Source organism: Shewanella sp., assembly GCF_047975355.1.
In the GTDB taxonomy this organism is placed as follows: Bacteria; Pseudomonadota; Gammaproteobacteria; order Enterobacterales; family Shewanellaceae; genus Shewanella.
In genome coordinates this window covers 20,986-42,339 of sequence record NZ_JBKEDJ010000040.1, presented here as the reverse complement: position 1 = coordinate 42,339, position 21,354 = coordinate 20,986, and the positions used below count along the sequence as shown (strand labels likewise).

At 49.6% G+C, this 21,354-nt stretch carries 15 protein-coding genes; 12 read left to right on the top strand and 3 right to left on the bottom strand.

Annotated features, from left to right (window positions below):
* Positions 1-158: 158 nt before the first annotated feature.
* The 3 genes from ACK5NH_RS12145 (at position 159) to ACK5NH_RS12135 (ending at position 2,623) form a co-directional block, all read left to right on the top strand.
* A complete protein-coding gene (locus ACK5NH_RS12145; protein ID WP_416920418.1) occupies positions 159-863 on the top strand; it encodes a hypothetical protein in 705 nt (234 codons plus the stop codon).
* 84 nt (positions 864-947) lie between these two features.
* A complete protein-coding gene (locus tag ACK5NH_RS12140) occupies positions 948-2,027 on the top strand; it encodes a sensor histidine kinase (RefSeq protein WP_416920416.1) in 1,080 nt (359 codons plus the stop codon).
* Complete coding sequence (locus ACK5NH_RS12135) at positions 2,027-2,623, top strand: response regulator transcription factor (protein WP_416920414.1); 597 nt, start codon at positions 2,027-2,029, stop codon at positions 2,621-2,623. The genes ACK5NH_RS12140 and ACK5NH_RS12135 overlap by 1 nt, the downstream gene beginning before the upstream one ends.
* Before the next feature lie 5 nt (positions 2,624-2,628).
* Here ACK5NH_RS12135 and ACK5NH_RS12130 read toward each other — a convergent pair whose 3' ends face one another.
* Positions 2,629-3,738 (bottom strand): DUF1963 domain-containing protein, encoded by a 1,110-nt coding sequence (locus ACK5NH_RS12130; RefSeq protein ID WP_416920412.1) that lies wholly within the window; start codon positions 3,736-3,738, stop codon positions 2,629-2,631.
* A 194-nt stretch (positions 3,739-3,932) separates the two neighbouring features.
* Here ACK5NH_RS12130 and ACK5NH_RS12125 point away from each other — a divergent pair, with 194 nt between their 5' ends.
* The 3 genes from ACK5NH_RS12125 to ACK5NH_RS12115 all read left to right on the top strand — a co-directional run bounded on the left by ACK5NH_RS12125 (position 3,933) and on the right by ACK5NH_RS12115 (position 7,410).
* Complete coding sequence (locus ACK5NH_RS12125; RefSeq protein ID WP_416920410.1) at positions 3,933-5,459, top strand: YifB family Mg chelatase-like AAA ATPase; 1,527 nt, start codon at positions 3,933-3,935, stop codon at positions 5,457-5,459.
* 99 nt (positions 5,460-5,558) lie between these two features.
* Entirely contained in the window at positions 5,559-6,461 is a 903-nt protein-coding gene (locus tag ACK5NH_RS12120; RefSeq protein WP_416920408.1) for an acyltransferase, read from the top strand.
* Positions 6,462-6,468: 7 nt separating this feature from the next.
* Complete coding sequence (locus tag ACK5NH_RS12115; protein WP_416920406.1) at positions 6,469-7,410, top strand: acyltransferase; 942 nt, start codon at positions 6,469-6,471, stop codon at positions 7,408-7,410.
* Between the two features lie 49 nt (positions 7,411-7,459).
* On the opposite strand, the gene ACK5NH_RS12110 is transcribed toward ACK5NH_RS12115, so the two are convergent.
* Positions 7,460-7,924 (bottom strand): DUF523 domain-containing protein, encoded by a 465-nt coding sequence (locus tag ACK5NH_RS12110; protein WP_416920404.1) that lies wholly within the window; start codon positions 7,922-7,924, stop codon positions 7,460-7,462.
* A gap of 331 nt (positions 7,925-8,255) precedes the next feature.
* On the opposite strand from ACK5NH_RS12110, the gene ACK5NH_RS12105 reads away from it, so the two are divergent.
* The 6 genes from ACK5NH_RS12105 to ACK5NH_RS12080 all read left to right on the top strand — a co-directional run bounded on the left by ACK5NH_RS12105 (position 8,256) and on the right by ACK5NH_RS12080 (position 20,178).
* Positions 8,256-9,044 (top strand): GntR family transcriptional regulator, encoded by a 789-nt coding sequence (locus ACK5NH_RS12105; RefSeq protein WP_416920401.1) that lies wholly within the window; start codon positions 8,256-8,258, stop codon positions 9,042-9,044.
* A 66-nt stretch (positions 9,045-9,110) separates the two neighbouring features.
* Positions 9,111-9,989, top strand: a complete 879-nt coding sequence (gene prpB / locus ACK5NH_RS12100) for a methylisocitrate lyase (RefSeq protein WP_416920399.1) — start codon at positions 9,111-9,113, stop codon at positions 9,987-9,989.
* A 233-nt stretch (positions 9,990-10,222) separates the two neighbouring features.
* Positions 10,223-11,350 (top strand): bifunctional 2-methylcitrate synthase/citrate synthase, encoded by a 1,128-nt coding sequence (gene prpC, locus ACK5NH_RS12095; protein ID WP_416920397.1) that lies wholly within the window; start codon positions 10,223-10,225, stop codon positions 11,348-11,350.
* Positions 11,351-11,459: 109 nt separating this feature from the next.
* Complete coding sequence (gene acnD / locus ACK5NH_RS12090) at positions 11,460-14,063, top strand: Fe/S-dependent 2-methylisocitrate dehydratase AcnD (protein WP_416920395.1); 2,604 nt, start codon at positions 11,460-11,462, stop codon at positions 14,061-14,063.
* 112 nt (positions 14,064-14,175) lie between these two features.
* Positions 14,176-15,381: a 2-methylaconitate cis-trans isomerase PrpF gene (prpF, locus tag ACK5NH_RS12085; protein WP_416920393.1), complete on the top strand. Its 1,206-nt coding sequence runs from the start codon at positions 14,176-14,178 to the stop codon at positions 15,379-15,381.
* 279 nt (positions 15,382-15,660) lie between these two features.
* Complete coding sequence (locus ACK5NH_RS12080; protein WP_416920391.1) at positions 15,661-20,178, top strand: EAL domain-containing protein; 4,518 nt, start codon at positions 15,661-15,663, stop codon at positions 20,176-20,178.
* 58 nt (positions 20,179-20,236) lie between these two features.
* On the opposite strand, the gene ACK5NH_RS12075 is transcribed toward ACK5NH_RS12080, so the two are convergent.
* Positions 20,237-21,328 carry a branched-chain amino acid aminotransferase gene (locus tag ACK5NH_RS12075; RefSeq protein WP_133179236.1) on the bottom strand — a complete coding sequence of 364 codons (1,092 nt, stop codon included), beginning with the start codon at positions 21,326-21,328 and terminating at the stop codon, positions 20,237-20,239.
* Positions 21,329-21,354: the final 26 nt, after the last annotated feature.

The window sequence follows — 21,354 nt, the reverse complement described above, 5'->3', positions numbered from 1 at the left end:
AAAACACCGGAGCCACTCCGGTGTTTTGCTATGTAGCCATTAAGAAATGACATTTGTCACGCCTAATTGATGACCTTTGTGCCTGCACTAAGACCAAAGTGTTTCTGATAATGAAGCCGTCCCCAAGCAATGGGTTATCACTTCAATAAGGAAATGCCATGAAAGCACTATTACTGTTATCAAGTCTTGCCCTCGCCTGCGCGCCTGTATTCGCGGCTTCCAACTCGAGCCTCAATATCGCAGAAGTCGACAAAGCCGCAAGCACCTTGAATATTGAAAAATTACAACAACTCAGCACTGTGACTCAGGATTACGAGGCAGCATACGCCAACTATCGTTTAGCCATCAGCGCAAATGTGATGGGGCAAAAAACCTTGGCGACTCAAGCTTTAGCTTCGGCACAAACGAGCTTAGAAACCTTAACCAATAGTCAAGCCGATGCCGAATCCCTCGCACTCCTCTCATCCGTCTATGGTATGCAAATCGCCTTGGATAACAGCAAAGGCGCTGAGCTTGGGATCAAATCCGCCAAAGTAATAGCCCAAGCCGAACAGCTGGCACCACTTAATCCGCGGGTCGCATTAGTGAAAGCGATTGCCACCTATAATACCCCCGCCATGTTTGGTGGCAGCATGCAAGTTGCCAAGACACTCGCCAGCAATGCGATTGAGCGGTTTAATCAACCTTGCGAGAACATTTGCTGGGGTGAGGCAGAGGCTTACACTTGGCGCGGACTCGCAAAACAGGAGTTAGGTGACGCCCAAGGGGCTATCGAAGATTGGCAACAGGCGCTGCAAGTGGAAAAAAATTATGGTTGGGCTAAGTTTTTACTTCAACAAAATCAGCAAATAAGTGCAAAATAATCCCAGAAAAGGCGAAAGGATTGGCTGACGTTTGAGGCCAATCCTACCCTCAGCAGCCAAAAAATGGATCTTAGGCGAAGCGATATGACAAATAACCCCCTACAACTTGAACGAAAGCTCGCATGGGTGTACTTAATAAACCTCGCGTTTTATCTGATACCGCTGTTTATTACGCCTTATCCTAGCTGGCAAATTATCTTAATCTTAGCCGTGCTGGTTCCCTTTATTTACTGCTATTTTTGGACCTACCGCTGTAATTTCCGTAGCGCCTACCGGCCTATTATCGCCATGTTATTACTGGCCATTGTTATAACGCCCATCAATCCCGGGTCGATATCACTCTTTACCTTTGCCAGTTTCTTTATTGGTTTCTTTTATTCCTTTAGAGTTAGCTTGTTATGCTGGCTCGGGATACTAGTTACACTGTTCTTGCTCAACTACGTTAGTCAATTCAATAGCTACTATTTTCCAATGTACGGCTCAGCCTTAGTATTAGGGGTTGGTATGCTCGGTAAAGCAGAGCGAAGACGTTACCAGCATAGATTGAAGGAGCGACAAAGCGCCAAAGAGATCAGCACATTAGCGACAATGGTTGAACGGGAACGTATCGCCAGAGACTTACACGATATAATGGGACACAGTTTGTCGTCTATTGCACTCAAGGCTGAGCTGGCGGAAAAACTGCTCGCCAAGCAAGAATATCAATTAGCCACAATTCAACTGCAAGAACTTGGGCAAATCGCTCGGGAGAGCTTGAGCCAAATTCGGCATACTGTCTCAGACTATAAACATAAAGGACTGGCGAGTTGCGTCACTCAATTATGTCATTCCTTGAGGGACAAAGGCATCTGCGTTGAGCTAATTGGGGAGTTACCCACACTGCCTGCCAGAACAGAAAGCCAACTTGGACTGATTTTGACAGAGCTAGTGAATAATATTCTACGCCACAGCAGCGCGAGCCAATGCTCCATTCAATTTAGTGAGCAGGCAAATACCCTTCTTGTCGAGGTTAAAGATAATGCCTCGGCAAGCCCATTTGTCGAAGGCAATGGCCTCACAGGGATCCGCGAACGCCTCGCTAGCCTCGGAGGCCATTTAAGCTATGATCTTGAGCAGGGATACACCTTTAGCGTTAGTTTACCTTTGCAGGGAGCAACAGATTAATGAAGATTCTATTGGCAGAAGATCAAGCCATGGTGCGCGGCGCACTAGCGGCACTGCTAACCCTTGCTGGCGGTTTTACTATTACTCAAACCTGTGATGGCGACGAAGCGTTAACTCTTCTCAAACAACAGCATTTTGACCTATTACTGACGGATATTGAAATGCCGGGACGAACAGGTTTGGAGCTAGCAGCTTGGCTAAAGGAGCAACATAGCCAAACCAAAGTGGTGGTGATTACTACCTTTGGACGCGCTGGTTATATCAAACGCGCTATCGAAGCGGGCGTGGGTGGTTTTTTACTGAAAGATGCTCCGTCGGAAACCTTAGTCCATGCCATCCAACAAGTGATGGCGGGTAAACGCGTCATCGATCCTGAGTTAGCCATGATGGCGATTGGCGATGTCGACCCCCTCAACGATAAAGAGCGACGCGCCCTACGTTTTGCCAGTGAAGGCAAATCCACCGCAGAGATAGCCGAGATGCTGTTTATTGCCGAAGGCACGGTACGTAACTATTTATCTGAAGCCATTGCCAAACTCAATGCGAGCAACCGAATCGATGCCGCCCGCATTGCCAAACAAAAAGGCTGGTTATAGCTCAGCTAGTTGTCATAAATGCAGTAAATACGCTCGAATTTACCCGATGCGAGATCATCTCGGTGGATAATAAAATTCAACCGCATAGAGTGCTCACTATAGACGACTTTGAGCAGCACCAGATAATCTTCAGCATTGCCGCCTAACTCAGCCGCGGCGTGGAGTTCGGGTGCTTTATAGCGGCTATCTCCATGGCCATTAATGCTGGCTATCCCATCGTAATACGGTAGCGGCTGCTCGGGAACGAGCAATGCCTGTAAGTTGGATGACCGCCACTCGGTATAAGCCGATTGCGATTGAGTGAGAATCTGACCGGGGATTAACCCGTGCTCATTCAATTGTATCAGCTCATAGCCCTTGAGCTGATCTTGCCACTCTGGTACCAATTCATCATCCACAAGGGCTTCCAGCACCATAGCTTGTTGCGCCTGAGGTAGTACTTGCAAGCGTGCCTTGGCTAACCTTAATAAATGCGGGTTGTCACTATTAATCATGTCAGGAGCAATCATCTTAATACTGGCAATTCCCTGAAGTTGATAAGCGGTTTCATACTCATAGTTTGCACATACAGCATCGTCGAATTTAAGTTCAGTAATAGCTTTCCCAGAGTTAAGCTGCTGATCCTCCGCGACATAATAGACATGGCCGCGAAGCATTTCTGAGAATCGCCAGCGCTCCAAAAAGAACAACAATCGCCCTTCTCGAGGCAAGTAGGATTGAAATGCCTTCAGGTCGCTACAATTGATTTGTGCGATAAATTGCATGGGCACACGGTAGGCTTGCGCTGCCTCGTCCCAATCCGAATCTTGCGACCACCCATAATGCTCCTCGATATACTCGCGAGTATGGTCGAATTCCTCAGCGTAAGCATCCAGCATCTCCTCCCTTCCAACCAAGGTCACTGGGTAATCCATGCCGACAGGCAAATCCGGCAATCCACCCAGCCGGCTGTTACCTAACTGGGTATAGTCTTCGATGGCACAGGGATAGAGATCGACACTACTACGAATAAACGCCGATAGGACGTGGGCAAGGTTGGGGTCTTTAAACTGCGCCAGCTTTTGCGCGAGCTGCTGCTGACGAATGGGGGAATTTTCTGCTAACAATATATCCATAACTACCTCACTGCTCCAATGTCTACTTTTTATCATTTCTATCAAATATTTGCCACCGCACCATACCGCACAGCGGCAAACTCACCACAGCATCGACTCGCCAGATATGCGCGCCTTATCGGATTGAAAAACCCTTAGGCAAATTACTGCTACACTCAAATTCTGCGCAAAAAGATCAACAAAAGGATTTGTTTATGGCTATAGCCTGCGTGCATACCCGAGCCAGTTGCGGTGTTGAGGCTCCAGAAGTCATAGTCGAAGTGCATCTCAGTAATGGGCTGCCCGCCTTTAATCTGGTGGGCTTACCCGAAGCCTCGGTCAAAGAAGCGCGCGAGCGTGTACGCAGCGCTTTGATCAATGCGGGATTTGAATTCCCTATGCGGCGGATAACGGTTAATCTCGCGCCGGCGGACTTGCCTAAACAAGGGGGGCGTTACGATTTGCCCATCGCCATAGGCATTCTGGCGGCTTCGGAGCAAATCCCCGCCAGCAGCCTTAAAAATACCGAATTTGTCGGCGAACTCGCGCTCTCGGGGCAGATACGCCATTGCCAAGGGTTACTGCCCGCCATCATTGCGGCTAAACGCCATAATAATCAGTTAATTCTTCCCTTAGAGAATCGCCACGATGCCGAGCTTGTGGGCTATCACCGGGTCTATTTTGCTTCCCATTTGCAAAGCCTCGCCACTTTTCTCCACGGACAAGCGCCACTGCCGATGCTCGAACAACAGCTCGAATGGATTGCCGACGAAGCACCAACAACTCAGCCTTGTCTGAGTGAAGTCATAGGCCAATATCAAGCCAAACAAGCTCTTGAGATCGCTGCCGCCGGAAACCATAACCTGTTGATGCTCGGCCCGCCGGGCACAGGTAAAACCATGTTAGCCAGTCGAATTATGGCGCTGTTACCCATACTCAATTACGAAGAGGCCTTAGAGGTCGCCGCCATTCATTCGGTAGCGGGCATCAATATCAAACCGCAGGATTTCCTTAAGCGGCCGTTTCGTGCGCCTCACCATACCAGCTCGTCCATCTCCTTGGTCGGCGGTGGCAGCATGCCTAAACCAGGGGAAATCTCCCTCGCCCATCGCGGCGTGTTATTTTTGGATGAAGTCGCCGAGTTTCCCCGTAAGGTGCTCGATTGCCTGCGTGAACCCATGGAGACAGGCGAAGTAGTGATTTCCCGCGCCGCCGCTAAGTTGACCTTTTTAAGCCGCTTTCAGTTGATCGCCGCCATGAATCCTAGTCCCAGCGGCGATATCGACGGGCCCAATCGCGCCACCCCCGATCAGGTTCAGCGCTATCTCGCCAGACTCTCTGGCCCTTTTTTAGACAGATTTGACCTCACCATTGAAGTCCCAAAACTCCCCGCGGGTACGCTCACACAACAATCCGCCCCCGGCGAAACCAGTGATGAAATCGCCAAACGGGTAAAACGCGCCCGCGATAGCCAACTCGCGCGGGCAGGCGTACTTAATAGTGAACTCTCGGGAAAACAGTTAAAGCAATTCAGCGGCCTCAGTGACACCGACTTAAGCTTTTTAGAACAAAGTGTCGTCAAGCTCGGGCTTTCCGTTCGCAGCTTCCACCGCATTCAACGCGTTGCCCGCACCATTGCCGATCTGGAGCAAGCGCCGAATACCGAGCGACGTCACCTCGCCCAAGCCTTAGGTTATCGAGCCATGGATAAGTTACTCGCCCGTTTATCCCAACAATATTGAGGCTCGTAATATTAACAAATGCGCTGACCAGCTGCGGTAAGATTGAGCCAAACGCCGACACCGAGTAACATAGGCCTCCAATTTTATCAGGAGGCACCAATGGGGACGCTGTTTTCACAATTAAAAGGCTGCATTGCCTTCTTGGGTTATGTGGTGAACACCTTATTTTGGGTTATACCCATAGTGCTGGGCAGCCTGATAAAGCTAATCCCTCTGCCGCCTTTAAGAACGGCCATCAGCTACTTTCTCGACTTTTGTGCGAGCGCTTGGATCAGTGTCAATGGCGTGATTGAACGAGTGCTGCACCCAGTCGAAGTCGAACTCTCGGGTGATACTCAATTCTCGACCAAAGAATGGTATATGGTGATCGCTAACCATCAGTCTTGGGTGGATATTTTAATCCTGCAACGCGTGCTTAACCGCCGGATCCCCTTCCTGAAGTTCTTCCTAAAACAGGAACTACTTTATGTGCCCGTGCTAGGTCTGGCTTGGTGGGCTTTAGACTTTCCATTTATGCGCCGTTATAGCACCTCACAGCTCAAGAAGAACCCTAAACTCAAGGGTAAAGATATTGAGATTACTCGCAAAGCCTGCGCGAAATTTAAGACCAAACCCGTGAGTGTGATGAATTTTGTCGAAGGTACGCGCTTCACTAAAGCCAAACATAAAAAACAAAACTCACAGTTCCAACATTTGTTAAAGCCAAAAGCGGGTGGCATGGCCTTTGCGCTATCGGCAATGGGAGAACAGATCCACAAGTTAGTGGACGTTGCAATTTACTACCCAGGCCCAGTCCCTAGCTTTTGGGACTACCTGACAGGCAAGCTGCCAAAGGTTAAAGTACACATCAAAGTGAGTGATATCGCGCCGGGCATGCGTGGCGACTATATGAACGATCGTGATTTCAAAATTGGCTTCCAAGAACAATTGAACGAACTTTGGCTCGCTAAGGATCAAGTGCTTAGCCAGATGGCTGAGCAAGCGGATCAAGAAGTAAGGTAAAACCTCTATGTTGAATTTCCTTCCCGGCCCAGTGCTGTTTATTCTCAGCTTGAGCCTACTAATCATTAACACCGCCCTTTGGGGAACCTTAGTTTGCGTCGGTGGTTTAGTGAAAATGTTGATGCCCGCTCAAAGCGCACGCAACGCTGTAACCTCGTTGATGAACCGTTTTATGTGGGCATGGGCGACCTGCAATGGTGGCATTTTGTATCTGATTGCCAAAATTGAGTGGGATGTCCAAGGACTTGAATCACTCAATAAAAACAGCTGGTACTTACTCATCAGCAACCACCTCAGTGGTTTTGATATTGCCGCACAGACGTATCTACTGCGTAACCATATTCCTATGTTGAAGTTTTTCCTGAAGAAGGAGCTGATCTATGTGCCTATTATGGGCCTAGGTTGCTGGGCACTCGACATGCCATTTATGGACAGAACCAGCCCTGCAAAGCTCAAGAAAAATCCAAAGCTTAAGGGTAAGGATTTAGCGACCACTCGCCGCGCCTGCGAAAAGTTTAAAAATATGCCCACCTCGATCATCAACTATGTTGAGGGTAGCCGCTTTACCGAAGATAAGCGTCAGCGTCAGGATTCGCCTTACCGTCATTTACTGCGCCCTAAGGCGGGCGGTATTGCCTTCACCCTGTCGGCCATGGGTGAGCAATTTACCAATCTGTTGGATGTGACCTTAGTGTATCCCGATGCACCGGATGATGTGTTATTCGGCGTGATGAACGGTAAAGTACGTAAGATAGTAGTGCGAGTACGCGCCTTACCTGTCCCCCAAGTCGATGCCACTCGCTACTTTTCAGAATCTGAGTATCGCGTCGAGTTTCAGCGTTGGTTAAACCAAGTTTGGGCAGAGAAAGATGAGCAAATTGATGCGCTATTACTGCAACATCGACAACTCAGAGATAGTGCCACCAGCACCCACACTCAGGCTCACTAAGACGCGAGTGCAACGAGTAGTTACATGGCTAGGCACTCGCCTAGCCTGCTTATTCCGCCTCAAGCTCCGCCAGTCTCGTCGCCGCTTGCACTAATTCGGTTTCATTAAACACGCTCACACCTGCCGCCTGTAGTAATTCCGCCGTTATTCCCTGTCCTTCGATTAAGTGTTTACTGAAAGTGCCATCATAAATATGTTGATTGCCACAAGAAGGACTGCGCGCCTTTAAAATCGCCACCTTAATGCCTTGCTGCTGAACTAGAGCAAGTGCCTTCTGTGCGCCTAGCCGAAAGGCCACTGTTACATCTTCACCCTGCGCCGTTAGCACTAGATCGCCGACACGCTCAGCCGCGGGCCTTGGTGTGGGTAATCCGCCAGCACATTCAGGACAAAACGCCACTATGCGACCTTCTCGCTGCCATTGCTGCATCCACTCGTCTTGCAGCAGATTATGACCCCCGTCATAACGTACCGCCTGCCCGAGCAAACAACTGTTAATGAGGATTTTCTCCATCTTCTCTCAATACCTTAAAAGTTTAAGCGCCGACTGATACCTCCTCTGCATTGTACTCAATAAGTCGCTATGGGATAAAAGCCATGCTTAGTCGCACCATCAACTCCCACTCAAAACACAAAATTGTCGACAATTATTAATTATTAAATATAGAAAACAAAATTAATAAAACCATTTAAATGATAAAATCACCAATAAATACAGCAAAATATAAACAATCAGCCAGAGATATAGACTTACGTCTAAGTAAACATATTGTTGACAATGATATTTAACGGAACTATTTTTTACTCATTGTCGACAATCCAGCAATCAACGAGTGATGCGCAGTATGTTGAAGCAAGAGACCATATTCCCTACAGATGACACCCCAAGCCAAGTGGCTCATGCCGCGACTAGCTCAACGACTAAGGTGAAATCCCTCGCCAGCGAAAAATCGTCGACCACCTTAGCCGATCAAATTTTGGTACAAATACAAACCAGCATCATCAAGGGCGAGCTGCCTGCAGGCAGTAAGATCAACGAACAAGCCCTCGCCGAAAAATACGGCATCAGCCGCGGCCCAACCCGCGAAGCACTGCAAACCTTAGAAAGACAACGCCTTGTCGTACGCGCTCCCCATGTCGGAGCCCGTGTCGCTCAACTCACCGTGAGCGAATTAAACGATTTATATCAATTACGTAGCGTGCTCGAAGGCATGGCCTGTGAACTCGCCGCCAGCCGCATTACCCCAGAACAACTGGCTAAGTTAGAAGACTTGCTCGCCGTACAGGAAACCGCGCTGGCCAATGGCGACACCTATTTCCAAGAGGAAGGCGATGTCGACTTCCACTACCAAATCATCCAAGCCAGCGGCAATAAGCATCTGCAAGAAACCTTAATTGGCGGGCTCTACCATCTGCTGCGGATGTATCGCTATCAGTGCACCAATAAGAATCGCCCAGTAAAAGCCATTGCCGAACATAGACGTATCGTCGAGGCCATCGCCCAGCGCGATGGCGAACTCGCTAGCCTGTTGATGCGTCGCCATATTGAGCAAGGCCGTAAAAATACCGAATTACGCTTGATTGAATTACAAGCTAACGCCGCCGCGAAAGAAACCTTAACCAATATTAGCTAAGGCATTGCGGCCCATAAGCATCGAATGCTGAACACTCAGTACCCTAAATAGGATAAGGACAAGACCATGACTCAAAGCGCAGGATTACGTTTTCGCCAAGCTCTTGCTAACTCAAAACCGTTGCAAATCGTCGGCACCACCAATGCCTATTTCGCCCTGATGGCGGAGCAAACAGGTTTCCAAGCTCTGTATCTGTCGGGCGCAGGCGTCGCAAACGCCTCCTACGGTCTACCGGATTTAGGCATGACCTCGATGAATGATGTGCTAATCGATGCCGGTCGTATCACCTCGGCAACCCAACTGCCACTGCTGGTCGATATCGACACAGGTTGGGGCGGCGCTTTTAACATCGCCCGCACTATTAAAGAGTTTGAAAAAGCAGGTGTTGCCGCCGTGCACATGGAAGACCAAGTGTCACAAAAACGTTGTGGCCACAGACCCAACAAAGCAGTCGTCAGCACAGAGGAAATGGTTGACCGTATCAAGGCCGCCGTCGATGCCCGTACCGATCCTAACTTTGTAATCATGGCGCGTACCGATGCGGTTGCCGTTGAAGGTTTAGAAGCGGGTATCGAACGTGCAAAAGCCTATATCGCCGCCGGTGCCGATATGATTTTCGCCGAAGCCTTAACTGAGCTCGACCAATACCGTCACTTCAAGGCTCAGGTTAACGCACCAATCCTGGCGAACATGACCGAATTTGGCCAAACCCAATTGTTCAATAAAGAAGAACTTGCGCAGGCGGGCGCCGACATGGTGCTTTACCCACTCGGCACTTTCCGCGCCGCTAACCAAGCCGCACTGAAAGTGATGCAAGCGCTGATGAATGATGGTCATCAACGCAATGTCTTAGACACTATGCAGACTCGTGCGGACCTGTATAAGTACTTGGGCTACCACGCCTTTGAAGACAAGTTAGATCAATTATTTAGCCAAGATAAGTAAAAGATAAGTACAGACCATGGACGTCAGTAGAAGCTTAGGCTTCGCGTTGTTACTGATACCCAGATGCACAAGCCGTGACCTCAAATAACGGCTCATGCATCACCGACACGCTGCAACCCTACATAAGGTCGAAACGAGTATTTCGCCAACATTATGCAGCTTTAACCAAAAAGCGAGACGGCCAATATTGAGCCTGTCTGCAATAACCATAGCGTTAACGGAAGGGAAGGATTATGTCAGACGCAAAAAAATTAAGTGGTGCAGGATTACGTGGCCAGAGCGCGGGTGAGACCGCATTAAGTACCGTAGGTGTATCGGGCAGCGGCCTGACCTACCGCGGTTACGATGTGAAGGATCTGGCCGAAAATGCCACCTTCGAAGAAGTCGCCCACCTCATCCTCTACGGTGAGCTGCCAACCACAGCACAACTCGAAGCTTACAAGACCAAACTTAAGGGTATGCGCGGCCTGCCACAGGCATTAAAAGAAGTATTAGAGCGTATTCCTGCCGACGCCCATCCAATGGATGTCATGCGTACTGGTTGCTCTATGTTGGGTAACCTCGAAGCCGAGCACAGCTTTAGCGAGCAAAGCCAAATTGCCGATCGTTTACTGGCGGCCTTCCCATCGATCATCTGCTACTGGTATCGCTTTAGCCACGATGGTGTACGCATCGAAACCGAAACCAACGATGAGCAAATCGGTGCTCACTTCCTGCACCTGCTGCACGGCAAAGCGCCATCGGCGCTGCACGCTAAGGTAATGGACGTATCGTTAATTCTGTATGCAGAGCATGAGTTTAACGCATCTACCTTTACTGCTCGAGTGTGTGCATCGACCCTATCTGACATGCACTCCTGTGTGACCGGCGCTATTGGTTCGCTGCGTGGCCCGCTGCACGGCGGCGCTAACGAAGCGGCAATGGAACTTATCCAAGATATGAAAGACGAAGCCGATGCCCGCGATGTGCTGATGGGTAAACTCGAGCGTAAAGAGAAGATCATGGGCTTTGGCCACGCCATCTACCGCGACTCAGACCCACGTAACGCCATCATCAAAGAATGGTCAGAAAAACTGGCCGCCGATTACGGCGATGATCGCCTCTACCGCGTATCAGTCGCCTGTGAAGCCCTGATGTGGGAACAGAAGAAACTCTTCTGTAACGCCGACTTCTTCCACGCCAGTGCCTACCACTTCATGGGCATTCCAACCAAGCTATTTACCCCAATCTTCGTTTGTTCACGGGTAACAGGCTGGACGGCACACGTGATGGAACAACGCTCAAACAACCGCATTATTCGCCCAAGTGCCGACTATGTGGGTGTGGCATTACGTAAAGTGGTTCCAATTTCAGACCGCTAATCAACACGATAGGAACTGGCGCTTAGGCGTCAGTTCCCCGTTAAGACCTTAGAAAAATGGCTGTGAATAGCAGCCTATGCAGTAATAACTAGGTACGGACATCAAGCCTATGACCACAGCCATAAATACTAAATATCGCAAGCCACTTGCTGGCACTGCGCTCGACTATTTCGACACTCGTGAAGCCGTAGAAGCCATCAGCCCCGGCGCCTACGCGAAACTGCCCTACACCTCTCGTGTACTGGCTGAAAACTTAGTCCGTCGCTGCGAGCCAGAGGCGCTAACCGCCTCACTAAAACAAATTATTGAATCAAAACAAGAACTGGATTTCCCTTGGTTCCCCGCCCGCGTAGTGTGCCACGATATTTTGGGCCAAACCGCGCTGGTTGACCTTGCGGGTCTGCGTGATGCTATTGCCGCTAAGGGTGGCGATCCTGCGCAAGTAAACCCAGTCGTGCCAACGCAGCTGATTGTTGACCACTCACTGGCGGTGGAATATGGCGGCTTCGATAAAGATGCCTTTGCGAAAAACCGCGCCATCGAAGACAGACGTAACGAAGACAGATTCCACTTTATCAACTGGACGCAAAAAGCCTTTAAAAACATTGATGTTATCCCGCAGGGTAACGGCATCATGCACCAGATTAACCTAGAACGTATGTCACCTGTGGTACATGCTCGCGACGGCGTTGCCTTCCCTGATACCTTAGTGGGCACCGACAGTCACACGCCACATGTTGATGCACTGGGCGTTATCGCCATCGGTGTGGGTGGTCTTGAGGCAGAAAGCGTGATGTTAGGTCGCGCCTCTTATATGCGTCTGCCGGACATTATCGGTGTTGAGTTAACGGGTAAGCCGCAGCCCGGCATTACCGCAACCGATATCGTATTGGCTCTGACCGAATTCCTGCGTAAGGAAAAAGTGGTTTCATCCTACTTAGAGTTCTTCGGTGAAGGCGCAGAAGCTTTAACACTAGGCGACCGTGCAACCATCTCTAACATGACCCCTGAATTTGGCGCCACCGCCGCCATGTTCTACATCGACCAACAAACGCTGGACTACTTAACCCTCACTGGCCGTAGCGACGAACAAGTGAAATTGGTTGAGACCTATGCCAAGACCACAGGTTTATGGAGCGATGACCTAAAGCATGCCGAGTACCCACGTACCCTGCACTTTGACTTATCATCGGTTGTGCGCACTATTGCAGGGCCATCTAACCCACATGCCCGCGTTCCAACCTCTGAACTTGCCGAGCGCGGTATCAGCGGCGTAGTTGAAAACAAGCCCGGCCTAATGCCAGATGGCGCCGTCATTATCGCCGCCATCACCAGCTGCACCAACACCAGTAACCCACGCAACGTGATTGCGGCAGGTCTGCTGGCACGTAACGCCAATGCCAAGGGCTTAAGCCGTAAACCTTGGGTAAAAACCTCACTCGCACCCGGCTCTAAGGCGGTACAACTGTATCTCGAAGAAGCCAATTTGCTGCCAGAACTTGAATCCCTAGGCTTCGGTATTGTCGGTTTTGCCTGTACTACCTGTAACGGTATGAGCGGCGCACTCGACCCAGTGATTCAGCAGGAAGTCATCGACCGCGATCTTTACGCTACCGCAGTATTATCCGGTAACCGTAACTTCGACGGCCGCATCCATCCTTATGCTAAGCAAGCCTTCCTCGCATCACCACCGTTAGTGGTTGCCTATGCAATCGCAGGCACCATCCGCTTCGATATCGAGAAGGATGTGTTAGGTCACGATAAAGACGGCAACCCAGTTCGCCTTATCGATATTTGGCCCAGCGATGCCGAAATCGATACCGTGATTGCGAAAAGCGTTAAGCCGGAGCAGTTCCGCAAAGTCTACGAGCCAATGTTTGATTTAAGCGTCGACTATGGCGATAAAGTCACTCCGCTTTACGACTGGCGACCACAATCGACCTATATTCGCCGCCCACCTTACTGGGAAGGCGCATTAGCGGGCGAGCGTACCCTCAAGGGCATGCGTCCTCTAGCCGTATTAGGTGACAACATTACCACCGACCATTTATCGCCATCGAACGCGATTATGATGGACAGCGCGGCGGGCGAATACCTACACAAAATGGGTCTGCCAGAGGAAGATTTTAATTCCTACGCCACCCACAGGGGCGACCATTTAACCGCACAGCGCGCAACCTTTGCCAACCCTAAACTCAAAAACGAGATGGCGATTGTCGATGGCAAGGTGAAACAAGGATCTCTTGCGCGTATCGAGCCAGAAGGCCAAGTGACTCGTATGTGGGAAGCCATTGAAACCTATATGGATCGCAAGCAGCCGCTGATCATTATCGCCGGTGCCGACTACGGTCAAGGTTCATCCCGTGACTGGGCCGCCAAGGGCGTGCGATTAGCGGGCGTTGAGGCGATTGTCGCCGAAGGCTTCGAGCGTATTCACCGCACCAACTTAGTCGGTATGGGCGTGCTACCGCTGGAGTTTAAAGCGGGCGAGAATCGTGCCACCTACGGCATCGATGGTACCGAAGTGTTTGATGTTTATGGTGACATTGCGCCACGTGCAAATCTGACCGTAATCATCACCCGTAAAAATGGTGAGCGTATCGAAGTGCCCGTGACCTGTCGTTTAGATACCGCAGAAGAAGTGTCTATCTACTCTGCTGGCGGCGTATTGCAACGTTTTGCGCAGGACTTTTTAGAGTCAAACCTGAAGTAAGACTCGTGTCAAATATGGCGGTGATGCCGACAAGCATCGCCGTCCTTAGTTATATCGATAACATAGATAGTATCGACGCTAACCTTTCGCTATTCCCTTTGGAGTTAATAGCATGAGCAACAATCTTTTCCCGCCCCAGATTAAAGTAGCCGCGACCTATATGCGCGGCGGCACCAGTAAAGGGGTGTTTTTCCGTTTACAGGACTTACCCGAAGCAGCCCAAGTACCCGGCCCAGCTCGAGATGCCCTGCTCCTTCGTGTGATTGGCAGCCCAGACCCCTACGGTAAACAGATAGATGGTATGGGCGGCGCCACCTCAAGCACCAGCAAAACCGTGATCCTGTCTAAAAGCAGCCAAGCCGACCACGATGTTGACTATCTGTTCGGCCAAGTGTCTATCGACAAACCCTTTGTGGATTGGAGCGGAAATTGTGGCAACTTAACCGCCGCCGTCGGCGCCTTTGCCATCAGCAATGGCCTGATTGATGCCAAGCGCATCCCACAAAACGGTATCTGTACCGTGCGTATTTGGCAGGCCAATATCGCTAAAACCATTATCGCCCACGTGCCTATCACCAATGGTGAAGTGCAGGAGACAGGTGATTTTGAGCTGGATGGTGTGACCTTGCCCGCCGCGGAAGTGCAAATCGAATTTATGAATCCCGCCGCCGATGAAGACGCCAATGCTAACGGCGGCGGTGGTAGCATGTTCCCAACGGGTAATTTAGTGGATTTGCTCGAAGTGCCCGGCATTGGTAGCTTTAATGCGACCATGATTAATGCAGGTATCCCGACCATCTTTATCAATGCCGAAGACTTAGGTTACACGGGCACTGAGCTGCAAGACGATATCAACAGCGACACTGCGGCGCTTGCTAAGTTCGAAACCATTCGCGCCCATGGCGCGGTGCGTATGGGGCTTATCAAGCATATTGATGAAGCCGCATCACGCCAACATACGCCGAAGGTAGCTTTCGTAGCTAAGCCTAAGAGTTATGTGTCATCGAGCGGTAAAACTGTTGCGGCGGAGGAAATCGACCTGCTGGTTCGCGCCCTTTCAATGGGTAAATTACACCATGCGATGATGGGCACCGCAGCCGTAGCCATTGGCACAGCAGCGGCTATCCCAGGCACGTTAGTGAATCTTGCAGCAGGTGGTGGTGAGAAAGAAGCGGTGCGTTTTGGTCACCCATCGGGCACATTACGCGTCGGCGCGCAAGCCGTGCAGGAAAACGGCGAATGGACCGTAGTCAAAGCCATTATGAGCCGCAGCGCTCGAGTGTTGATGGAAGGCTTTGTACGCGTGCCTAAGCCATAGTCCAATAAAAAGAGTTCAACCAAAGACCTTGCTTCTCCCCCTTCCGGCAAGGTCTTTTTTATTTGGCCTTCTGAAAATCCCAATATGTTGGCATTAGATAAAAACTGCTAAAATCCCCCCGACAGCAAGATAATAACAACAAGCATTTTGCGTCCAATAAATCAGTGAATATACTGATTATTAATTTTGATATTTAATTGAGATCGCGTCTCTAGTTGCACTATACGCGGCATCCCCAAGGTAAATGCATAATACCTCCCAGTTTTGGGTTAGTGGGTTTTGATAGGGGTAACTTTGAGCCATCCAATCCTTAAACTTTTCTTCGCTGTGCTCTGCCTCCTAAGCTTATGCGGGGCACCGCTCACAGGCTCGGCATTACCCTTAAATGCGGCTAATACACTGCTGAAATTTGAACATATCCGCAGCGAAGAAGGATTAAATCAGAATACGATTACCAGCCTATTTATGGATAGCGCGGGTATGCTTTGGATTGGTACTCAGGACGGCCTGCATAGCTACAATGGCTATAACTTCAACCTCTTTATCCACTCGCCGAATAATCCCAGCAGCATTTCAGAAAGCTTTATCTCAGATATCATTCAAGATGCCGAAGGCTATCTCTGGATTGGCACCTTTAGCCAAGGGATTAATCGGCTCGATCTCAACACTGGTACTTTTGAGCGCTTTGGCATTGAACAAGGTCTCACCGATCCTAGAGTGACCAAACTCAATATTGTCGGCAATACCCTGTGGATTGGCACCCAAGGAGGATTGTTTTCGCTGTCGATAAAAACTCAGCGGATCGCTCAAGTCTCCCTAGGTAGCAGTGTCGAACCCCATATCACTAGCCTCGCCAATGTTGAAAACACCTATCTACTCGCGGGAACAAGGGCTAATGGTACCTTTGCAGTGAGTACGAATACCATTACTAGGCTCAATGTGCCGCAGGATATGACCGCCTATCAGATCAAGGCCAATTCCACTCGCACCATTACCTTAGCGCTGGGGAATCAGCTATGGCATTACGATCTGGTTTCTCACCAAGGAAATATTCTCTGGCAGGAGGAAGACGACATTCCCTATCTCAAGGATTTTATTCAAACACCCCAAGGGCAGTTTTGGGTTGTCGGCCCAGAAGCGGGTCTTATCCAACTAGAGCGTGAAGCGGGGCGTTTCGTTGCGGCTTATCATAAATACGATATGCAGCGTCCCAACAGTATCAGCGACAATAATATTCTCTGTTTATTGCAGGATACTTTCGGCAACCTCTGGCTTGGAGGCAGCTATTCTGGCTTGAATAAGATCAATACCCGCCGGCAGTACTTTCAACATCTCTTTGAATATACAACCGAATTACCACAGCAGAGCAATAATATCCGCACCATTTTTCGCAGTCAGGATAATGCGCTGTGGATAGGTACCGAGGGGGCTGGTCTTAAACGTTTAGCCTTTAACAGTACACAATATGAACATTACACTTCGGCTTTTGCTAAGGCGCTCGGTAAAAAATCGCGCCATTTAAACCTTATCCTGCGCGCAATAACTCAAGACAAGCAAGGTGTACTCTGGTTTGCCAGCAATTACGGCTTAGGGCGTTTAACACCGAGTGGGGAATTTAGTCTGCTTAAGCTCACAGAAAGCCAAGACCCCACCTCAGAAGCTAACTACATCCGCAGTTTAGAATTAGATGCTCAAGGTCAGCTCTGGGTTGCGACCTCCCACGCTCTGTACCGAAAGGCGCTTGAAAATGATGAGTTTACCCCTGTCCCGCTCACAGATATTGATAATTTCCACCCCACACAAAACCTGTTGCTCACGCTCAGAGCCGCTCACAATACTATGTGGATTGGTTCGCTCAATGGTTTAGTCAAACTGGATATGCAGACGGGTCAGGGTCAAGCTTTTTACCATGATCCCAAAAATAAAAACACCATCATAAACAACCGAATTAGGGACATTTTAGTCGCAAGCAATGGCGATATCTGGTTCGCTACCCATGGCGGTATTAGCAGGCTGTCGGCTCAAGCCGAGGATATGATTTTTAGAGACTATACTCGTGAACAGGGCCTGCCGAGCGACACCATTTACGCACTGCTAGAAGACGAGAACCACCATATTTGGTTCAGCAGTAATGCGGGCATAGGCAAGTTGAATCCCCAAAATAATAAAATCATCAATTTTAACGAGCAAGAGGGCCTGCAGGCCTTAGAGTTTAACGGCGGCGTCAAACTCAAAGACAATGATGGCGACCTCTGGTTTGGCGGCATCAAGGGCATCAACCGCTTTAATCCTAAAGCCATCCCCGACCAAAGAAGTGACGCAAAAGTCGCTCTCACGGCCTATAAGATTGCAGGTAAGAGACACACGATTCTCGATCTGAGTCATCCGCCCAAAATCCTGATGGATTATAATGAGCAACTCGTCAGCTTTGAGGTCACCTCACTCGATTTTAGTTATACAGGGAAAAATCGCTTTAGCTATTATCTCGAAGGGTTTGATAATCAATGGCATAATCTCCCTTCTGGGAATGAAATCACCTTTACCAATATCAACCCCGGCCACTATGTACTCCATGTGCGCCATTCTTTGGAATACAACAGCGAGGGCAGCTATGCGCTGCTGGTCGATTTAACGGTAAAAGCGCCCTTATACCGTTCCTCAATTGCCTATGCACTTTATGTCCTGTTAGCACTTGTGCTAATGGGGGGGATTGTGATGTGGCGTAAACAAAAACGCGCTCAACAACAAGAGTTTGAAACCAGCATTCGCGCCTCCGAGGAACGACTCAAACTAGCGCTATGGGCTTCAGGTGATGGCATGTGGGACTGGAATATCCCTGAGCACCGAGTCTATCGTACCAATATGGATATCTCTGTGCCGCAATGGAGCAGTAACAGCTTACTCCATGACAATACTCATCCCGAAGACAGGGAAAAGTTTAAGCACGAGCTAACCGAACATCTGCAAGGTCGCTCGCCCTTTTTTGAGGTGGAATATCGCATTGAGCACTCTCCGGGTCATTGGATTTGGATTTTAGATCGCGGCAAAGTAGTTGAGACCAACGCGCAGGAACACCCCATTCGCATGACGGGCACCACCCGTAATATCACCTCACGCAAGCTGATCGAGAACGAGTTAGTGCTGTCCTCCCAAGTGCTGAACAGCATGAACGAAGCGGTCGTAGTGGCGAGCTTAGACTACCGTATTCGCTCAGTAAACCCAGCCTTTAGCGCCATTACCGGTTATTCGGAGCGGCAAATCAGTGATAAATACTTAATTCACTTAGCCTACAGCAGGCAACAGCGGGATCTGTTCAATAGCATAGAGCTACAACTGCTGCGCCATAAACATTGGGCGGGTGAAATTTGGATCCGTAACAAGGCGCGCAAGGCGATTCTGGTGTGGCTTGAGATAAACCAAGTCATCGACGTAAAAGGCGAAACCAGCCACTTTGTGGCGGTATTTACCGATATTACCGAACGTAAAAAAGCCGAGGAAGATCTCCGCTTCCTCGCCAGCTTCGACACCCTAACAGGGCTGCCGAACCGCACCTTATTCCAAGACAGGCTTAATCATGCTATATCTCAAGCACATAGATCGAATAATATTGTCGCCCTACTCTTCTTAGATCTCGATCGCTTTAAGCATATCAATGATTCTATGGGGCACCATATTGGCGATCTGTTGCTGAAGGCCGTGGCCCACAGACTACAAAATGCAGTTCGAGAAGGTGATACTGTGGCCCGCTTAGGGGGCGATGAATTTACGATTATTTTGGAAGGCGTGGCGAAAACCAAAGCGGCGACGCTGATCTCCGAGAAAGTGCTAAAAGCCTTCCAAGCGCCGTTCTTACTCGACGATAAGTCACTGACCATTTCAACCTCGATTGGTATTAGCCTGTATCCCAACGATGCGGAAGATGTGGATTCGCTGATTAAGTTTGCCGATACCGCCATGTACCATGCTAAGGCGCTCGGGCGAAATAACTTCCAGTTTTACACCAATAAACTCAATGAGATGGCGACTCGCCATGTGCAACTCGAGGCAGGACTTAAACAGGCAATCTCACGTAATGAGTTAAGCCTGGTGTATCAGCCTAAATTCTGCCTGCGCAAAGGTTCGCTGACTGGACTCGAGGCATTACTACGTTGGCATCATGCGGAATTAGGCCCAATCTCACCCGCCGAGTTTATTCCGCTCGCGGAGGAAACCGGCATCATTAACCAAATTGGCCATTGGGTGATCAACCACGCCTGCCAACAGTTAGCCGAGTGGAGTGAGTTAGGCTTTGGCGATATTAGCATGGCAGTTAACCTGTCTGCACGGCAGTTAAAGGCCGATATAATCTCGACCATCGAAGTGGCCCTTGCGGTGTCAGGGCTACCCGCCAAGGCACTCGAGTTGGAATTAACCGAATCGATGATCATGGGCAACCCGCAGGAGTCGGTCAACATCCTCTCTAAACTCAAGGCATTAGGTTTAACCATCGCAGTGGATGATTTTGGTACAGGTTACTCGAGCTTAAGTTACCTTAAACGTTTCCCTATCGACACCTTAAAGATCGACCGCGAGTTTGTGCGCGACATAACCAACGACCCAGATGACGCAGCCATTACCAGTGCGATTATCGCACTCGCCCACAGCCTAGAGTTAAATGTAGTGGCGGAAGGGGTAGAAACCCAAGAGCAGCTTAACTTCTTAGCGCTGCAAGGTTGCGATCAGGTGCAGGGCTTCCTGCTGAGTAAGCCACTCAGCGCCGAGGATTGCTTAGCACTGTTGCAACAACGGATAAAATAAAACCAGATAAAAAATAAGGCTCCCTAAAGGAGCCTTATTTTATTGATTAATCAAACGATTAAGGAGCTACACGTTCAACACGCTTCACCCAGCCATCCGGGCCTTGAATATGGCCTTTCTGGATATCAGTGTACAGCTTGTAGATGCGCTGAATATGCTCACCCACTTCACCGTTGCCCACGGTCACCACTCGGCCATCTTCAAAAATATAGGAACCGACAGCAGACACTACGGCGGCCGTACCAAAACCACCCGCTTCGATAATCTCACCGGATTCGATATCGGCGATAAACTTATCCAGCATGACAGTCTCTTGGCGCACTTCGCAGCCGAGTAACTCACCCAGTTCCATAATGGATTGTGAGGTAATGGATTTTAAGATGGTATCGGTGAAGGTTGGGATGATCACAGTGCCATCTTTCAGAATGTGGAAGTGGTTCATGGCGCCCGCTTCTTCAATCTGTTGATTGTTAGCATCGAGATACAGAACCTGCGAGGCACCGAACTGCGCAGCAGCTTTACCAGCACGCAAGGAGGCAGCATAGTTACCCGCCGCTTTAGAAGCACCAGTACCACCCGACACGGCGCGGTGATAAGTCTTGCTGATCAGCAGACGAATACCTTTATTCACGCCAGCCGCGTAATAAGCGCCACTAGGGCTTAACACCACGCAGAAAGTGTAACGAGAACTTGGGCTCACTGACAGACGGTCTTCGGTCGCAAAAATAAAGGGACGAATGTATAAACAGGCACCTTCTTGCATCGGGAACCAGAGACGATCGACATCGATCAAGGCATTAATCGCATCGATTTGCATCTGCTCATCGATATTAGGAATACAGACAATATCCGCGGAGCGATTCATACGCTCGGCGTTTTTGTTGATACGGAAAGTGTAAATTTCGCCATCTTCATGCATAAAGGCCTTGGCACCTTCGAAGATTGACTGACCATAATGCAGGGCCATCGCACCCGGCGCCATTTCAAACGGGCCATAGGGCACAATACGAGGATCGCGCCACTCACCATCGCGATAATCCATTAAAAACATATGATCGGTTCTGAGGCTACCGAAGCCCACATTTCCTTCGGGCTTGAATTGCTCAGTACGGCGTTCGGACGCAGGTTTTAAATCGTATTTTATTTCCATCGCATACCACCTTGATTACTGAACAA

What these genes read in the sequence shown, in the direction of transcription:
- ACK5NH_RS12140 (WP_416920416.1), top strand. Translation starts at nt 948, where the DNA reads ATGACAAATAACCCCCTACAACTTGAACGAAAGCTCGCATGGGTGTAC.
- ACK5NH_RS12135 (WP_416920414.1), top strand. Translation starts at nt 2,027, where the DNA reads ATGAAGATTCTATTGGCAGAAGATCAAGCCATGGTGCGCGGCGCACTA.
- ACK5NH_RS12145 (WP_416920418.1), top strand. Translation starts at nt 159, where the DNA reads ATGAAAGCACTATTACTGTTATCAAGTCTTGCCCTCGCCTGCGCGCCT.
- ACK5NH_RS12110 (WP_416920404.1), bottom strand. Translation starts at nt 7,924, where the DNA reads ATGGAGAAAATCCTCATTAACAGTTGTTTGCTCGGGCAGGCGGTACGT.
- prpC (WP_416920397.1), top strand. Translation starts at nt 10,223, where the DNA reads ATGTCAGACGCAAAAAAATTAAGTGGTGCAGGATTACGTGGCCAGAGC.
- ACK5NH_RS12120 (WP_416920408.1), top strand. Translation starts at nt 5,559, where the DNA reads ATGGGGACGCTGTTTTCACAATTAAAAGGCTGCATTGCCTTCTTGGGT.
- ACK5NH_RS12130 (WP_416920412.1), bottom strand. Translation starts at nt 3,738, where the DNA reads ATGGATATATTGTTAGCAGAAAATTCCCCCATTCGTCAGCAGCAGCTC.
- prpF (WP_416920393.1), top strand. Translation starts at nt 14,176, where the DNA reads ATGAGCAACAATCTTTTCCCGCCCCAGATTAAAGTAGCCGCGACCTAT.
- ACK5NH_RS12115 (WP_416920406.1), top strand. Translation starts at nt 6,469, where the DNA reads ATGTTGAATTTCCTTCCCGGCCCAGTGCTGTTTATTCTCAGCTTGAGC.
- ACK5NH_RS12075 (WP_133179236.1), bottom strand. Translation starts at nt 21,328, where the DNA reads ATGGAAATAAAATACGATTTAAAACCTGCGTCCGAACGCCGTACTGAG.
- ACK5NH_RS12125 (WP_416920410.1), top strand. Translation starts at nt 3,933, where the DNA reads ATGGCTATAGCCTGCGTGCATACCCGAGCCAGTTGCGGTGTTGAGGCT.
- prpB (WP_416920399.1), top strand. Translation starts at nt 9,111, where the DNA reads ATGACTCAAAGCGCAGGATTACGTTTTCGCCAAGCTCTTGCTAACTCA.
- acnD (WP_416920395.1), top strand. Translation starts at nt 11,460, where the DNA reads ATGACCACAGCCATAAATACTAAATATCGCAAGCCACTTGCTGGCACT.
- ACK5NH_RS12105 (WP_416920401.1), top strand. Translation starts at nt 8,256, where the DNA reads ATGTTGAAGCAAGAGACCATATTCCCTACAGATGACACCCCAAGCCAA.